The following is a 16,534-nucleotide window of genomic DNA, read 5'->3' as shown; positions in this document are numbered from 1 at the left end:
TCATGGGCGGTAAAGCTAGCTTCAACTGGATCGATCCCCTGCTGCTGGATCAACAGCTCACCGAAGAAGAACGCATGATTCGCGACACCGCCGAGCAATTCGCTCAGCAGAAGCTGGCGCCGCGCGTTCTTGAAGCTTTCCGTCATGAGAAGACCGATCCTGCGATCTTCCGGGAGATGGGCGAAGTGGGTCTGTTGGGTGCGACCATTCCTGAGCAATATGGCGGCAGCGGTCTGAACTATGTCAGCTACGGCCTGATTGCCCGTGAAGTTGAGCGTGTCGACTCCGGCTATCGCTCGATGATGAGTGTGCAGTCCTCGCTGGTCATGGTGCCGATCAACGAATTCGGTACTGAAGCCCAGAAGCAAAAATACCTGCCGAAACTGGCTACCGGTGAATGGATTGGCTGCTTTGGTCTTACAGAGCCGAACCACGGTTCCGACCCGGGCGCGATGATTACGCGTGCACGCAAAGTGGAAGGCGGCTACAGCCTGACGGGCAGCAAGATGTGGATTACCAACAGCCCGATTGCTGATGTGTTCGTGGTCTGGGGCAAGGACGATGCCGGCGACATCCGTGGTTTCGTTCTGGAGAAGGGCTGGAAAGGCCTGAGCGCGCCAGCCATCCACGGCAAAGTGGGTTTGCGTGCGTCGATCACCGGCGAGATTGTGATGGACAACGTGTTTGTCCCTGAAGAGAACATTTTCCCGGACGTGCGTGGACTGAAGGGCCCGTTCACCTGCCTCAACTCGGCACGCTACGGCATTTCCTGGGGCGCGCTGGGCGCTGCCGAGTTCTGCTGGCACACCGCTCGCCAATACACCCTGGATCGTCAACAGTTCGGTCGCCCGTTGGCTGCCACGCAGTTGATCCAGAAAAAACTGGCCGACATGCAGACCGAAATCACCCTCGCGCTGCAAGGTTGCCTGCGTCTGGGTCGTATGAAAGATGAAGGCACTGCGGCAGTCGAGATCACCTCGATGATGAAGCGCAACTCCTGCGGCAAGTCGCTGGACATCGCGCGCATGGCGCGTGACATGCTGGGTGGCAACGGTATCTCCGATGAGTTCGGAGTCGCTCGCCATCTGGTGAACCTGGAAGTGGTGAATACCTATGAAGGTACGCACGACGTCCATGCGCTGATCCTCGGTCGCGCGCAGACCGGCATCCAGGCGTTCTATTAATAGGAGAACGGCCATGGGCGCGCTTTCGCATCTACGGGTACTGGATTTATCGCGGGTGCTGGCTGGGCCTTGGGCCGGGCAGATCCTTGCAGACCTTGGCGCCGAAGTGATCAAGGTCGAGCGTCCGGGCAATGGCGACGACACGCGCGCCTGGGGGCCTCCCTTCCTGAAAGACGCCTATGGCGAGAACACCAGCGAGGCAGCCTACTACTTGTCGGCCAATCGCAACAAGCAATCGGTGACTATCGACTTCACGCGGCCAGAGGGTCAAAAGCTGGTGCGTGAGTTGGCGTCCAAGTCCGACATCCTGATCGAGAACTTCAAGGTCGGTGGTCTGGCGGCTTATGGGTTGGACTATGAGACGCTCAAGTCCATCAATCCGAACCTGATCTATTGCTCGATCACCGGGTTTGGACAGACCGGGCCATATGCCAAGCGTGCGGGTTATGACTTCATGATCCAGGGCTTGGGCGGGCTGATGAGCTTGACGGGTCGACCGGAGGGTGACGAGGGCGCAGGGCCGGTGAAAGTCGGTGTGGCGCTGACAGACATACTGACCGGGCTCTATTCCACTGTGGCGATCCTTGCGGCGCTGGCTCATCGAGAGCACGTCGGTGGCGGACAGCATATTGATATGGCGTTGCTGGATGTCCAGGTGGCTTGTCTGGCTAACCAGGCGATGAACTACCTGACGACAGGCAATGCTCCCAAGCGCCTGGGTAATGCGCATCCGAACATCGTGCCTTATCAGGACTTTCCTACAGCGGATGGCGACTTCATCCTTACTGTGGGTAATGACGGGCAGTTCCGCAAGTTTGCCGAGGTGGCGGGTCAGCCGCAGTGGGCGGATGATCCGCGCTTTGCGACTAACAAACTGCGGGTGGCGAATCGTGCGGTGTTGATCCCGCTTATCCGCCAGGCGACGGTCTTCAAGACCACGGCTGAATGGGTGCTGCAATTGGAGCAGGCAGGTGTGCCGTGCGGCCCTATCAATGACCTGGCTCAGATGTTTGCCGATCCTCAGGTCAAGGCGCGCGGGCTGGCAATTGAATTGCCGCATGTGCTGGCGGGGATGGTGCCGCAGGTCGCGAGTCCGATTCGATTGTCGGAGACGCCAGTCGAGTATCGTAATGCGCCTCCTTTGTTGGGCGAACATACGCTGGAGGTTTTACAGCGGGTGTTGGGTCTGGATGCTGATGCGGTCGCGGCTTTCAAGGCGGCGGGAGTGCTCTAAAGCCGCCTTCTATATAGAAGGCGTGGTTTTGCTCTTCTATATAGAGGGGAATCGGTCTGTTTTTAGGCTTTCTACAAGTTATTGATAGAAAAGCATAAATAGGTGTTGACGGCAGATTCTGGAAGTCTATAATTCGCCCCACTTCCGGCGCAGTCGAAACGGAAAACTCCTTGGTAAACAAAGAGTTACGCAGTTTTCGACAGCGAATTGCTTCAGGTCATCGAAGCCCAGAAGGAGTCGGTAAGGCAGGTTAGTTTGGCCTTATGGACGTTTCGATCTTCTCGGTCGAAAGCGGAGAAAAAGAGGTGTTGACAGCAGCGAGTAACGCTGTAGAATTCGCCTCCCGCTAACGAGAGATCGGAAGCGCAAGTGGTTGAAGTTGCAAAGGAAACTTTGAAAACTTCTGAAAATAACCGCTTGACAGCAACAGAGGCTGCTGTAGAATGCGCGCCTCGGTTGAGACGAAAGATCTTAACCAACCGCTCTTTAACAACTGAATCAAGCAATTCGTGTGGGTGCTTGTGGAGTCAGACTGATAGTCAACAAGATTATCAGCATCACAAGTTACTCCGCGAGAAATCAAAGATGTAACCAACGATTGCTGAGCCAAGTTTAGGGTTTCTTAAAAACCCAAAGATGTTTGAACTGAAGAGTTTGATCATGGCTCAGATTGAACGCTGGCGGCAGGCCTAACACATGCAAGTCGAGCGGTAGAGAGAAGCTTGCTTCTCTTGAGAGCGGCGGACGGGTGAGTAATGCCTAGGAATCTGCCTGGTAGTGGGGGATAACGCTCGGAAACGGACGCTAATACCGCATACGTCCTACGGGAGAAAGCAGGGGACCTTCGGGCCTTGCGCTATCAGATGAGCCTAGGTCGGATTAGCTAGTTGGTGAGGTAATGGCTCACCAAGGCGACGATCCGTAACTGGTCTGAGAGGATGATCAGTCACACTGGAACTGAGACACGGTCCAGACTCCTACGGGAGGCAGCAGTGGGGAATATTGGACAATGGGCGAAAGCCTGATCCAGCCATGCCGCGTGTGTGAAGAAGGTCTTCGGATTGTAAAGCACTTTAAGTTGGGAGGAAGGGCAGTTACCTAATACGTATCTGTTTTGACGTTACCGACAGAATAAGCACCGGCTAACTCTGTGCCAGCAGCCGCGGTAATACAGAGGGTGCAAGCGTTAATCGGAATTACTGGGCGTAAAGCGCGCGTAGGTGGTTTGTTAAGTTGGATGTGAAATCCCCGGGCTCAACCTGGGAACTGCATTCAAAACTGACAAGCTAGAGTATGGTAGAGGGTGGTGGAATTTCCTGTGTAGCGGTGAAATGCGTAGATATAGGAAGGAACACCAGTGGCGAAGGCGACCACCTGGACTGATACTGACACTGAGGTGCGAAAGCGTGGGGAGCAAACAGGATTAGATACCCTGGTAGTCCACGCCGTAAACGATGTCAACTAGCCGTTGGGAGCCTTGAGCTCTTAGTGGCGCAGCTAACGCATTAAGTTGACCGCCTGGGGAGTACGGCCGCAAGGTTAAAACTCAAATGAATTGACGGGGGCCCGCACAAGCGGTGGAGCATGTGGTTTAATTCGAAGCAACGCGAAGAACCTTACCAGGCCTTGACATCCAATGAACTTTCCAGAGATGGATTGGTGCCTTCGGGAACATTGAGACAGGTGCTGCATGGCTGTCGTCAGCTCGTGTCGTGAGATGTTGGGTTAAGTCCCGTAACGAGCGCAACCCTTGTCCTTAGTTACCAGCACGTAATGGTGGGCACTCTAAGGAGACTGCCGGTGACAAACCGGAGGAAGGTGGGGATGACGTCAAGTCATCATGGCCCTTACGGCCTGGGCTACACACGTGCTACAATGGTCGGTACAGAGGGTTGCCAAGCCGCGAGGTGGAGCTAATCCCAGAAAACCGATCGTAGTCCGGATCGCAGTCTGCAACTCGACTGCGTGAAGTCGGAATCGCTAGTAATCGCGAATCAGAATGTCGCGGTGAATACGTTCCCGGGCCTTGTACACACCGCCCGTCACACCATGGGAGTGGGTTGCACCAGAAGTAGCTAGTCTAACCCTCGGGAGGACGGTTACCACGGTGTGATTCATGACTGGGGTGAAGTCGTAACAAGGTAGCCGTAGGGGAACCTGCGGCTGGATCACCTCCTTAATCGACGACATCAGCTGCTCCATAAGTTCCCACACGAATTGCTTGATTCATTGAAGAAGACGATAAGAAGCAGCCCGAAATTGGGTCTGTAGCTCAGTTGGTTAGAGCGCACCCCTGATAAGGGTGAGGTCGGCAGTTCGAATCTGCCCAGACCCACCAATTTTGTGTGGGAAACGCCTGTAGAAATACGGGGCCATAGCTCAGCTGGGAGAGCGCCTGCCTTGCACGCAGGAGGTCAACGGTTCGATCCCGTTTGGCTCCACCACTAACTGCTTCTGATTGTGTAAAGCTTAGAAATGAGCATTCCATCGTGATGATGGTGAATGTTGATTTCTAGTCTTTGACTAGTTCGTTCTTTAAAAATTTGGGTATGTGATAGAAAGATAGACTGGACGTTACTTTCACTGGTAACGGATCAGGCTAAGGTAAAATTTGTGAGTTGCTCTTAATTGAGTATTATCGAATTTTCGGCGAATGTCGTCTTCACAGTATAACCAGATTGCTTGGGGTTATATGGTCAAGTGAAGAAGCGCATACGGTGGATGCCTTGGCAGTCAGAGGCGATGAAAGACGTGGTAGCCTGCGAAAAGCTTCGGGGAGTCGGCAAACAGACTTTGATCCGGAGATGTCTGAATGGGGGAACCCACCTAACATAAGTTAGGTATCTTAAGCTGAATACATAGGCTTAAGAAGCGAACCAGGGGAACTGAAACATCTAAGTACCCTGAGGAAAAGAAATCAACCGAGATTCCCTTAGTAGTGGCGAGCGAACGGGGACTAGCCCTTAAGTGGCTTTGAGATTAGCGGAACGCTCTGGAAAGTGCGGCCATAGTGGGTGATAGCCCTGTACGCGAAAATCTCTTAGTCATGAAATCGAGTAGGACGGAGCACGAGAAACTTTGTCTGAATATGGGGGGACCATCCTCCAAGGCTAAATACTACTGACTGACCGATAGTGAACTAGTACCGTGAGGGAAAGGCGAAAAGAACCCCGGAGAGGGGAGTGAAATAGATCCTGAAACCGTATGCGTACAAGCAGTGGGAGCCCACTTTGTTGGGTGACTGCGTACCTTTTGTATAATGGGTCAGCGACTTATTTTCAGTGGCGAGCTTAACCGAATAGGGGAGGCGTAGCGAAAGCGAGTCTTAATAGGGCGTCTAGTCGCTGGGAATAGACCCGAAACCGGGCGATCTATCCATGGGCAGGTTGAAGGTTGGGTAACACTAACTGGAGGACCGAACCGACTACCGTTGAAAAGTTAGCGGATGACCTGTGGATCGGAGTGAAAGGCTAATCAAGCTCGGAGATAGCTGGTTCTCCTCGAAAGCTATTTAGGTAGCGCCTCATGTATCACTGTAGGGGGTAGAGCACTGTTTCGGCTAGGGGGTCATCCCGACTTACCAAACCGATGCAAACTCCGAATACCTACAAGTGCCGAGCATGGGAGACACACGGCGGGTGCTAACGTCCGTCGTGAAAAGGGAAACAACCCAGACCGTCAGCTAAGGTCCCAAAGTTATGGTTAAGTGGGAAACGATGTGGGAAGGCTTAGACAGCTAGGAGGTTGGCTTAGAAGCAGCCACCCTTTAAAGAAAGCGTAATAGCTCACTAGTCGAGTCGGCCTGCGCGGAAGATGTAACGGGGCTCAAACCATACACCGAAGCTACGGGTATCACTTAGGTGATGCGGTAGAGGAGCGTTCTGTAAGCCTGTGAAGGTGAGTTGAGAAGCTTGCTGGAGGTATCAGAAGTGCGAATGCTGACATGAGTAACGACAATGGGTGTGAAAAACACCCACGCCGAAAGACCAAGGTTTCCTGCGCAACGTTAATCGACGCAGGGTTAGTCGGTCCCTAAGGCGAGGCTGAAAAGCGTAGTCGATGGAAAACAGGTTAATATTCCTGTACTTCTGGTTATTGCGATGGAGGGACGGAGAAGGCTAGGCCAGCTTGGCGTTGGTTGTCCAAGTTTAAGGTGGTAGGCTGGAATCTTAGGTAAATCCGGGATTCTAAGGCCGAGAGCTGATGACGAGTGTTCTTTTAGAACACGAAGTGGTTGATGCCATGCTTCCAAGAAAAGCTTCTAAGCTTCAGGTAACCAGGAACCGTACCCCAAACCGACACAGGTGGTTGGGTAGAGAATACCAAGGCGCTTGAGAGAACTCGGGTGAAGGAACTAGGCAAAATGGCACCGTAACTTCGGGAGAAGGTGCGCCGGTGAGGGTGAAGCATTTACTGCGTAAGCCCATGCCGGTCGAAGATACCAGGCCGCTGCGACTGTTTATTAAAAACACAGCACTCTGCAAACACGAAAGTGGACGTATAGGGTGTGACGCCTGCCCGGTGCCGGAAGGTTAATTGATGGGGTTAGCTAACGCGAAGCTCTTGATCGAAGCCCCGGTAAACGGCGGCCGTAACTATAACGGTCCTAAGGTAGCGAAATTCCTTGTCGGGTAAGTTCCGACCTGCACGAATGGCGTAACGATGGCGGCGCTGTCTCCACCCGAGACTCAGTGAAATTGAAATCGCTGTGAAGATGCAGTGTATCCGCGGCTAGACGGAAAGACCCCGTGAACCTTTACTATAGCTTTGCACTGGACTTTGAATTTGCTTGTGTAGGATAGGTGGGAGGCTTTGAAGCGTGGACGCCAGTTCGCGTGGAGCCAACCTTGAAATACCACCCTGGCAACTTTGAGGTTCTAACTCAGGTCCGTTATCCGGATCGAGGACAGTGTATGGTGGGTAGTTTGACTGGGGCGGTCTCCTCCTAAAGAGTAACGGAGGAGTACGAAGGTGCGCTCAGACCGGTCGGAAATCGGTCGTAGAGTATAAAGGCAAAAGCGCGCTTGACTGCGAGACAGACACGTCGAGCAGGTACGAAAGTAGGTCTTAGTGATCCGGTGGTTCTGTATGGAAGGGCCATCGCTCAACGGATAAAAGGTACTCCGGGGATAACAGGCTGATACCGCCCAAGAGTTCATATCGACGGCGGTGTTTGGCACCTCGATGTCGGCTCATCACATCCTGGGGCTGAAGCCGGTCCCAAGGGTATGGCTGTTCGCCATTTAAAGTGGTACGCGAGCTGGGTTTAGAACGTCGTGAGACAGTTCGGTCCCTATCTGCCGTGGACGTTTGAGATTTGAGAGGGGCTGCTCCTAGTACGAGAGGACCGGAGTGGACGAACCTCTGGTGTTCCGGTTGTCACGCCAGTGGCATTGCCGGGTAGCTATGTTCGGAATAGATAACCGCTGAAAGCATCTAAGCGGGAAACTAGCCTCAAGATGAGATCTCACTGGGACCTTGAGTCCCCTGAAGGGCCGTCGAAGACTACGACGTTGATAGGTTGGGTGTGTAAGCGCTGTGAGGCGTTGAGCTAACCAATACTAATTGCCCGTGAGGCTTGACCATATAACACCCAAGCAATTTGCTTGCTTCGAGCTGAAAAGCGAAAGAGCACCAGATTGCGGTGTGTGAAGACGAAACGAACCGAAAGTTCGAGAAGACTCGCAAAACACCGAAAACTATCACATACCCATTCGCTGGAGCGTGACCTCGCAAGAGAGCACGACCTGGCTACCGAATTTCTTGACGACCATAGAGCATTGGAACCACCTGATCCCATCCCGAACTCAGCAGTGAAACGATGCATCGCCGATGGTAGTGTGGGGTTTCCCCATGTGAGAGTAGGTCATCGTCAAGATTAAATTCCGAAACCCCTATCTGCGTATGCAGGTAGGGGTTTTGTTTTAGTAGAAGTCACTGATTTTGCCGGCACGTTACGACTGTAACGCGCTAGCTACCGAATTTCTTGACGACCATAGAGCATTGGAACCACCTGATCCCATCCCGAACTCAGCAGTGAAACGATGCATCGCCGATGGTAGTGTGGGGTTTCCCCATGTGAGAGTAGGTCATCGTCAAGATCAATTCCAAAACCCCTGTTTGCTAACGCAGACAGGGGTTTTGTCTTTCTGGCGTCCGTAAAAAACGCCTACCCCGCCTACCCTCCCCCCCTCAGGAACTCTGCGAGCCGACACCTCGTGGCACCAGAACTGTCCTCGCCCCTTTCAAGTGCCAGCGGTTACGCCTGCGCCGCTCTAGCACGCCGTTCAGCGGGAATACCGAGCATTTCATTTAAACCGCTAAGTATTCCCGGGGTTGTGCCGAAAGACTGATGAGACATGCGTGCACCAAAGTAGAGCGGTCGAAGAGCGCCGTCTGCGCTGTTACATGGAATGTTGCACCTGGAACGCGTCCCCACTTTTTGCATAAGAAGTCCCATGAAATGAATCTCAAATTCAGCCATAAAATCCTTCTGGCCGCTTCTGGCGTCGTGGTGCTGGCGTTTGCGTTGTTCACTTTGTACAACGACTATCTGCAGCGAAACACCATCCGGCAAAACCTCGAGTCCTCTGTCCAGCAAGCCGGCGACCTGACTGCCAGCAGTGTGCAGAACTGGATGAGTGGGCGTGTGTTGGTCCTGGAAAACCTCGCGCAAAACGTCGCTCATCAAGGCGCCAACGCCGACCTTCCGGGTCTGGTCGACCAACCAGCTTTCACTTCCAACTTCCAGTTCACCTACGTTGGCCAGGCCAATGGTGTATTCACTCAACGCCCCGATGCGAAGATGCCGGACGGCTACGATCCGCGTCAGCGTCCCTGGTACAAACAAGCTGTAGCTGCCGACAAGACCATGCTGACTCCGCCCTATATGGCAGCTGTTGGTGGCTTGGTGGTCACCATCGCCATGCCGGTGAAGAAGAATGGCGAATTGCTCGGGGTAGTCGGTGGTGACCTGAGCCTGGAAACCCTGGTGAAGATCATAAATTCGGTGGACTTCGGTGGCATCGGCCACGCGTTTCTGGTCAGCGCCGACGGACAGGTAATCGTCAGCCCGGACAAAGACCAGGTGATGAAAAACCTCAAGGACATCTATCCGAACGCCAGTGTGCGCATCGAGAAGGGCAACCAGGATGTCACCCTGAACAAGCAGGACCGCATCCTTTCGTTCACCCCGGTCAGCGGTTTGCCGAATGCCGAGTGGTACATCGGTCTGTCGATCGATAAGGACAAGGCCTACGCACCGCTGAGTCAATTCCGCACCTCGGCGTTGATCGCGATGTTTATCGCCGTCAGCGTTATTGCAGTGCTCCTGAGCCTGCTGATCAACGTGCTGATGCGCCCACTGACTACCATGGGTCGCGCGATGCAGGACATCGCCCAGGGCGAAGGTGACTTGACCCGTCGTCTGTCCGTGGAAAGCAAAGACGAGTTTGGCGAGCTGGGCAGTTCTTTCAATCAGTTCGTAGAAAGGATTCACGCCTCGATTTCCGAAGTGTCCTCGGCGACTCGGCAGGTTCATGACCTGTCCCAGCGTGTAATGGCATCGTCCAACGCCTCAATCGTCGGCTCCGACGAACAAAGCGCACGCACCAACAGCGTGGCCGCCGCAATTAATCAGTTAGGTGCAGCTACTCAGGAAATCGCCCGTAACGCCGCAGATGCTTCGCAGCACGCGAGCGGGGCGAGCGAGCAGGCAGATGACGGTCGTCAGGTGGTGGAAAAAACCATTCTGGCCATGACCGAGCTGTCGCAGAAAATCAGCCTGTCCTGCACCCAGATCGAAACCCTGAATGCCAGCACCGATAACATCGGGCACATTCTGGATGTGATCAAAGGCATCTCCCAGCAGACCAATTTGCTGGCGCTCAACGCAGCCATCGAAGCGGCCCGAGCCGGTGAAGCCGGTCGCGGTTTTGCGGTTGTGGCGGACGAAGTGCGCAACCTGGCGCATCGTACGCAGGAATCGGCGGAAGAGATCCACAAGATGATCACCTCGCTGCAGGTCGGTTCCCGCGAAGCGGTGACGACCATGAATGCGAGCCAGGTCTCCAGCGAAGAGACTGTCGAAGTGGCGAATCAGGCCGGCCTGCGACTGGTGAGCGTGACTCAGCGCATTGGCGAAATCGACGGGATGAACCAGTCGGTAGCTGCCGCGACCGAAGAACAGACGGCAGTGGTGGAAACCCTCAACGTCGACGTTAACCAGATCAACCTGCTGAACCAGCAGAGCGTGGCCAACCTCAATGAAACATTGAAGGACTGCGATGCATTGTCGTTGCAGGCAAATCGGTTGAAGCAGTTGGTGGATAGCTTCAAGATCTGATTCAGGTCAGACCGCGTTATCGTTCATCGCGAGCAGGCTCGCTCCCACACTTGACCGCACTCCTTCAGAAGGAACCCGGTCAACCTGTGGGAGCGGGCTTGTCCGCGAAAGCGGTGGATCATCCACCGCCAAACTCAAGACTCACGCAAACAACTTCAACACATTATTCATCGCATCATCGGCAAACCCCTGCACAAAATCCTTGAATCCCGGCAAGGCCTCGGCGCCGCCCTGCGCCGGTTCGGCAATGATGGTCCAGGTCGCCCGCGACTTGCCCGCACCCAGCGGTTCTACACTCATCGCCGCCCACAAATTGGCCACGCCCAACGTGTTGTAGATCGTGGTCCACGTCATGCTCAGCGCCTGGTCATCGCGCGAATTAAGCTGCTCGACCACCAGGTTGCCGTCCTTGAAGAATTTCTTGCGCAGCGACGACACGCCTTCTCCCGTCATCTCGATATGCGACAGCGCAGGAATGAATTTGTCGAAGCCGGCAAAGTTACCGACCACTGCCCAGACTTGTGCGGCATCCGTCGGCACCTCCACAGAAGATACAACGTGGCAGCCGTGAGGGTTTTTGATCAGGGTATCGGGTTGCAAAGTGCTCATGGTCTTGCTCCATTGGGTTTGAATGAATCAGATGAAGTTGATTTCTTTGAGGTAGTCGCAGCCACGGCGCAGCAACGCCGGGGATTTTTCCGGGTAATGCGCGCCCATCTGCCGCACGCCGGCCTGGGCGTTGTCGTGGCCGATCATCGAGATGTCGCCGATGTCTTCCTCGAAGCCATTGAGGTAGAACCCGAGCACGCCGAACAGCGCGTTGTCGCTGTCGACCCGACCCAGTTGCTGCTGCCAGTCAGCGACGCTGACCATGGCGAATTCCCGGCCGGCGTCACGGAATGACGCAACATAGTCGTCCCAACTCAGAGGCTCGGGGTTATGCAGGTTGAACACGGCTTTTTCAGGCTGATAGCGGCTGGCATGGAAGGCGATGAACCGGGCCAGAAAATCCACCGGCATCAGGTCGAAATTCAGCGTGAATTCAGGCACCTGACCGAGTTGAATCGATCCTTTGAGCATCAGCATCAAGCGGTTTTTGTGCGGCTGGCAGACACCGGTGAGGCTGTTGAAGCTGATGTTTCCCGGTCGGTAAAGATTGACCCGCACCCCGCGCTCGCGAGCTCGTTCGAGGATCCGTTCACCGACCCATTTCGACAGGTTGTAGCCGTTCTTGATGTAGATCGGCGGGGTCTGTGCGGCAGGCAGTTCCAGCACCCGGCCATCGTCGGCAATCGTGCTGGAGGCCGACAGCGTGGAGACGAAGTTGAAAATCTTCTTGCTGCGTCCTTCGCACAGGCGCAAGCACTCGAAAATTGGCTCGACGTTGTCTCGCGCCAGCGACTCGTAATCGAGTACGTGATTGACGTTGGCAGCGTTGTGCACCAACGCGCCGAACTCTCGATCCAAACGCTCGTAAATGGCCGGTTCGAGCCCCAGTGACGGACGCGTTATATCCGCCGCGTAAACCTGCACCCGACTCAGGTCCAGATGTTCCAGACGGTTTTCGCGCAACGCATGAGCGAAACGCTCGAACGCCGATTGCCCGCCGCCATCACGCACCAGACACGCGACCTCACTGGCACCCCACGCCAACAACGCCTCGACGATATGCACGCCGACAAAGCTGTTGGCACCTGTGACGATGACCTTGTGCACGTCGCCCATCCGGCTGATTGGCAGCGGCTGAATATCCAGCTCCCGGAACGCATCTGCCAGCGCCTGCGCACTCAGCACTTCCTCGGTGCCCGAGCCACGGACCAAGGTTGCCAATTTCGTAATGGTCGGCAATTCGATAAAGCGGTTGATCGAGATACTGCGGCCGAATTCCTCACGTAATCGCAGCAGCATCCGCGACAACAGAATCGAGTGGCCGCCCAGATTGAAGAAGCTTTCGTCGGTCGAAATATCGCTGGGTGGCAGCTCCAGCAACTCGGCCCAGATCTCAAGCAACAGTGCTTCATCGGCGCTTGCCGGAAGGCGTCGCACGGTGTTTTCGCAGACATTCACCGGCAGGGTCAGCAGCGCTTTGCGATCAACCTTGCCGTTGCTGGCGAACGGCATGCTGGTCAGTTCGGTCCAGGCCCCGGGCTGCATGTAGTCCGGCAAAAACTGCATTGCGTGAGCCTTCAACGCTTCGCGAGCAGCGCCCGGTTGCTCCTCCTGTGGCTGCGCCAGGAAAGCCAGAATGCGCCGCTGACTGTCGATCACCACCGCCACTTGACGGTACAACTGACTGTCGCGCAGACAGCGTTCGATCTCCTCCGGCTCGACCCGAAAGCCGCGAATTTTTACCTGGTTGTCCCGACGTCCACACAGCTCGATGCCGTCGGTGGTCCACTTCGCCATGTCGCCGGTGCGGTAGGCGCGCAGGGTCTGGCCGTCAGGCAGGCTCAGGTTCAGATAGCGCTCGGCGGTCTGCTGTGGGTTGTTCAGATAACCCAGGCACACCCCTGGCCCGACGATGTACAACTCGCCGACGGTCTGCTCGGCCACGGGCTGAAAGGCCTCATCCAGAATCAGCACCTGACTGTTGGCAATCGGTGCGCCAAGGGTGCGGTTGCTGTCGCCATTGCGCAGCTGTCGCGCCGTGATCAGCACTGTCGCTTCGGTCGGACCATAGAGATTGTAGAGGTTGCCCTGGCGGGTGAGTTGCTCGATGACATACGGTTCGCAGACATCGCCACCGGTCATTACATGATCCAGGACCTGCAGCTGCTCCAGCGGCAGAATGCTCAGCAGCGCCGGCGGCAGGAACGCATGGCTCAGCCGCTGATGCCGGATCAGTTCAACCAGTTGCAAGGGATCGCGGCGCTGATCATCGCTGGGCACGATCAGCTCGGCGCCCTGAAGCAAGGTCGGGAAAATATCGATCAGCGACGAGTCGAAACTCAGCGATGAAAACTGCAGTGCCCGGCTTCGTTCAGTCAGTTGCACATAGTCGGCATACCACGCGGTGAAGTGCGCGAGATTGGCCTGGCTGAGCAACACGCCTTTGGGATGCCCAGTGGTGCCCGATGTATACAGCGCCATGCACGGTGCATCGAGATCGGGTCGCCGGCGCATCAAGGGTTGGTCGAGGTCGACGTCATCAGCGTCGATTTGGCTGATGTCCAGCCCCGGCATTTCATCGGCCAGCGGATGTTGGCCGTCATGCAGCAACAACACGGCCCCGGCGTTCGAAAGAATGTATTGCTGACGTTGCAACGGATGGCTTGGCTCCAACGGCAAATACACCGCACCGCTGCCCAGAATCGCCAGAATCCCCGCATACAATGCCGTGCATTTAGGCAGGCAGATCCCGATGACCAACGGCCCTTGATGTTGAGTGAGCAACGGCAGCAATCGCTGCTGAATCGCGCGGCTATGGGCGTGCAATTGCCGATAGCTCAAGGACGCGCCGGCGATGTTCAGCGCAGGTCGTTCGGGCGACTCGATGAAGCGTTGTTCGAGACGCTCGATCATCGGGATCCCGGCGAGTTGCAGCAGCGCGGGTTGAGCGGTGTTGTTGAATTGATGAACGAAGGCCAGGTGCTCTAGAAACAACAGGTTTTCCACACGCTCGTAGTGAGCGGATGCGGCCGGTTCGGCCTGCAGAAAATACTCGGCGTCCCTGGAAAACCGACTGACCAGCAGCGCGACATAATCCACCAGTTCCGCCGCCGCTCTGAGGCGCAATGCCTGGCCGTTACCCGACGGCTCATCGGCAATCGGCACACGAGTGAACAGCCTGCCTCCGTGCGTGCATAGCAAGTCCATCGGCGCCAGCCCGGTGATGCCTGGCTTGCCGACGCCCAGTTGCAGGGTGAGACGTGGCGCATCGCCCAAGACTGTAAACGCCTGGCTGGCATCGTCGATCAGCAAATCAAACGACGGCGGCCCTTCGAACGCCTCAAGCCGCACCAGCAAATGACCCTGTTGTTCAAGTTCCCGCGCCAGGTCGGTCAAGGCCTGGCTTTGCCCAATGAGCAGAATGTCGAGACGTCTCATGATGTTCTCCTCGTTAAACCAGGTAGTCGCTGAGGGCGTCTTGCACGCACGGCGAATCGAGCAGCGAACTGCTGCGGAAAAACCGCACAATGTTGGCGACCAGCGGGTGATGGCGATTGATCGGGAAGGCCAATCCCGAGACTTCGCTCTTGAGTGCACGACGCGCGGCATCGCTGATCTGCAATGAGTCGATCAGACGAAAATCGAAGGACTTCTGGATGTCGTTGGTCAGGTAATGCGCGATGAACACCGGCAGGATCTGTGCGATACGGTAGCGGTCGTCTTCGCTTGCGGTGTGCCAGTAGATGCGCACCATCCGCGACCAGAATCCGGAGTGGCGACCTTCGTCGAGCAAGTGGTCGGCCATCAGGCCTTTGATCGATTGCTTGACCGTATCGTCCTTGGCGAACGCCGCGACATCGCCGGTCACGGTGTTCTCGGCGATGGCCACGCAGATCAGTTCCACGGCACTGCGCAGGTGCTCCGGTGCGAGGGCCACGGCCGCCGGTATCGCTCGGCTCAATTCGATTTCATCCGGCAGCTCGATCGGCGTGATACCGGTCATGGCGACGGTCTGTTGCATGAAATCCATGGCCACGAGTGCGTGGTAATCCTCGTCCACCACCACGGTCATGGCGTCATAGCGACAGGCGAACGGGAACGTTACGGCGAAGCGGTTCTTGGCGATGCTGCGCGCAGTCTTGTCGACGATTTCGGTCTCGAAAATCACCACGTCGTTGATGAACTTGTAGAGCGTCTGCACCAGTGCGAAGTCCCGTTGCTCCGGGCATTCACGCAGGAAGGTTTCGCTCAGCACCAGCGGTTGGCGACTCAAGGGATAGATCAGCTTGTCATCGTTCTCCAGCACGCGCCGGGGACGAGTGCGGATGGTCGCGCGGCTCTCCCAGGCATCGGCGAATGATTGGTAGTCGGCGGCGTTCATGCGTTCACCTCGGCAACCGGTTCGCTCATGCTCTGGCGCAAGCCGTCCCACAGGGCGATGCGGCTCTCTACGGCGGCAATCGCGCTGGCGTAGACATCGGCTTCGCGTTGCGGATCACCATCGACCAGTCGTGCCAGCAGCTTTTCCGCGGCCGGGCCGTGGTCTTCGGAATCGACCTCGATGTGCCGTTCCAGGTAATAACGGAAGGTCGGTGCTTGCTCGATGCCGATGCCCCAGTCATCGAGGATCCGCTGGAACATGTGCGGAATGACACTCTCACGACCGTGCAGAAACGCCGCCGCCACGCTGTGCCCCGGTGCATGCAGCGCGGTGTGCAAGGTGTGGCGCACGAACTGCGCCGCCGCCGGATCAACGTCAACGCTTTGCAACGCCACGTCGTAACTCACACCTTCTTGTTGCAACGCCACAAACCGTTCTACCGCGACCGTGCTGGCACCAACTTCGCGCATTGCATCCAGGTACAACTCGAAATGGCTGTAGTGACCGTGGGCCAGACGATCATCGGACTCCTCACCGAGCACAATCTCGTTGATCAGGCGCGCCGCCTGCGGGTCTCGCGGCGGCAACCAGGGCAGTTGAACGCAGGTCAATTCCTGTTGCAGACGTTTGGTCAACGACATGAAATCCCACACCGCAAAGACATGGGTTTCCATGAAACGTTGAAGTACCGACAGTGAATGTATTTCAGCGAAAATCGGATGCGCACTAAGTTCTGCTTTCTTTTGGTTGAGACGGTCTTTATGCGTTTTCATGAGCGAGCC

7 protein-coding genes, 2 tRNA genes and 4 rRNA genes are annotated in these 16,534 nt (G+C 55.9%); 9 read left to right on the top strand and 4 right to left on the bottom strand.

The genetic code is table 11. The features are described 5' to 3' along the window. Positions 1-2: 2 nt before the first annotated feature. The 9 genes from BLQ41_RS04180 (at position 3) to BLQ41_RS04135 (ending at position 10,762) form a co-directional block, all read left to right on the top strand. Positions 3-1,184 carry an acyl-CoA dehydrogenase gene (locus tag BLQ41_RS04180; protein ID WP_090177263.1) on the top strand — a complete coding sequence of 394 codons (1,182 nt, stop codon included), beginning with the start codon at positions 3-5 and terminating at the stop codon, positions 1,182-1,184. Between the two features lie 13 nt (positions 1,185-1,197). After that, positions 1,198-2,418, top strand: coding sequence for a CaiB/BaiF CoA transferase family protein (locus BLQ41_RS04175; RefSeq protein ID WP_090177258.1), 1,221 nt, complete (start codon positions 1,198-1,200; stop codon positions 2,416-2,418). 642 nt (positions 2,419-3,060) lie between these two features. Continuing rightward, a 16S ribosomal RNA gene (locus tag BLQ41_RS04165) occupies positions 3,061-4,597 on the top strand. 82 nt (positions 4,598-4,679) lie between these two features. Further along, positions 4,680-4,756, top strand: a tRNA-Ile gene (locus BLQ41_RS04160). A 30-nt stretch (positions 4,757-4,786) separates the two neighbouring features. Next, positions 4,787-4,862 (top strand) — tRNA-Ala (locus BLQ41_RS04155). A gap of 250 nt (positions 4,863-5,112) precedes the next feature. Continuing rightward, positions 5,113-8,004, top strand: a 23S ribosomal RNA gene (locus tag BLQ41_RS04150). Between the two features lie 176 nt (positions 8,005-8,180). Then, a 5S ribosomal RNA gene (gene rrf, locus BLQ41_RS04145) occupies positions 8,181-8,296 on the top strand. Between the two features lie 107 nt (positions 8,297-8,403). Further along, positions 8,404-8,519: ribosomal RNA gene (gene rrf, locus BLQ41_RS04140) — 5S ribosomal RNA — on the top strand. The 16S, 23S and 5S rRNA genes sit together here with 2 tRNA genes alongside, the layout of an rRNA operon. Before the next feature lie 362 nt (positions 8,520-8,881). Beyond that, entirely contained in the window at positions 8,882-10,762 is a 1,881-nt protein-coding gene (locus BLQ41_RS04135) for a methyl-accepting chemotaxis protein (protein ID WP_090177256.1), read from the top strand. 141 nt (positions 10,763-10,903) lie between these two features. Here BLQ41_RS04135 and BLQ41_RS04130 read toward each other — a convergent pair whose 3' ends face one another. Genes BLQ41_RS04130 through BLQ41_RS04115 form a run of 4 tightly spaced genes read right to left on the bottom strand, consistent with a single transcriptional unit; the run spans position 10,904 to position 16,525 of the window. Next, positions 10,904-11,371, bottom strand: coding sequence for an SRPBCC family protein (locus tag BLQ41_RS04130; RefSeq protein WP_090177254.1), 468 nt, complete (start codon positions 11,369-11,371; stop codon positions 10,904-10,906). Positions 11,372-11,398: 27 nt separating this feature from the next. Then, entirely contained in the window at positions 11,399-14,809 is a 3,411-nt protein-coding gene (locus tag BLQ41_RS04125) for a non-ribosomal peptide synthetase (protein WP_090177250.1), read from the bottom strand. A 13-nt stretch (positions 14,810-14,822) separates the two neighbouring features. After that, positions 14,823-15,752 carry a diiron oxygenase gene (locus BLQ41_RS04120; RefSeq protein ID WP_090177247.1) on the bottom strand — a complete coding sequence of 310 codons (930 nt, stop codon included), beginning with the start codon at positions 15,750-15,752 and terminating at the stop codon, positions 14,823-14,825. Continuing rightward, on the bottom strand, positions 15,749-16,525 hold the full coding sequence (locus BLQ41_RS04115; RefSeq protein ID WP_090177243.1) for a DUF3050 domain-containing protein: 777 nt from the start codon (positions 16,523-16,525) through the stop codon (positions 15,749-15,751). Before BLQ41_RS04115 ends, BLQ41_RS04120 begins: the two co-directional genes overlap by 4 nt. Positions 16,526-16,534 lie beyond the last annotated feature (9 nt).

This window comes from Pseudomonas arsenicoxydans, from assembly GCF_900103875.1.
In the GTDB taxonomy this organism is placed as follows: Bacteria; Pseudomonadota; Gammaproteobacteria; order Pseudomonadales; family Pseudomonadaceae; genus Aquipseudomonas; species Aquipseudomonas arsenicoxydans.
The sequence above is the reverse complement of the archived record's forward strand: the minus strand, read 5'-3'. Positions and strand labels throughout refer to the sequence as shown.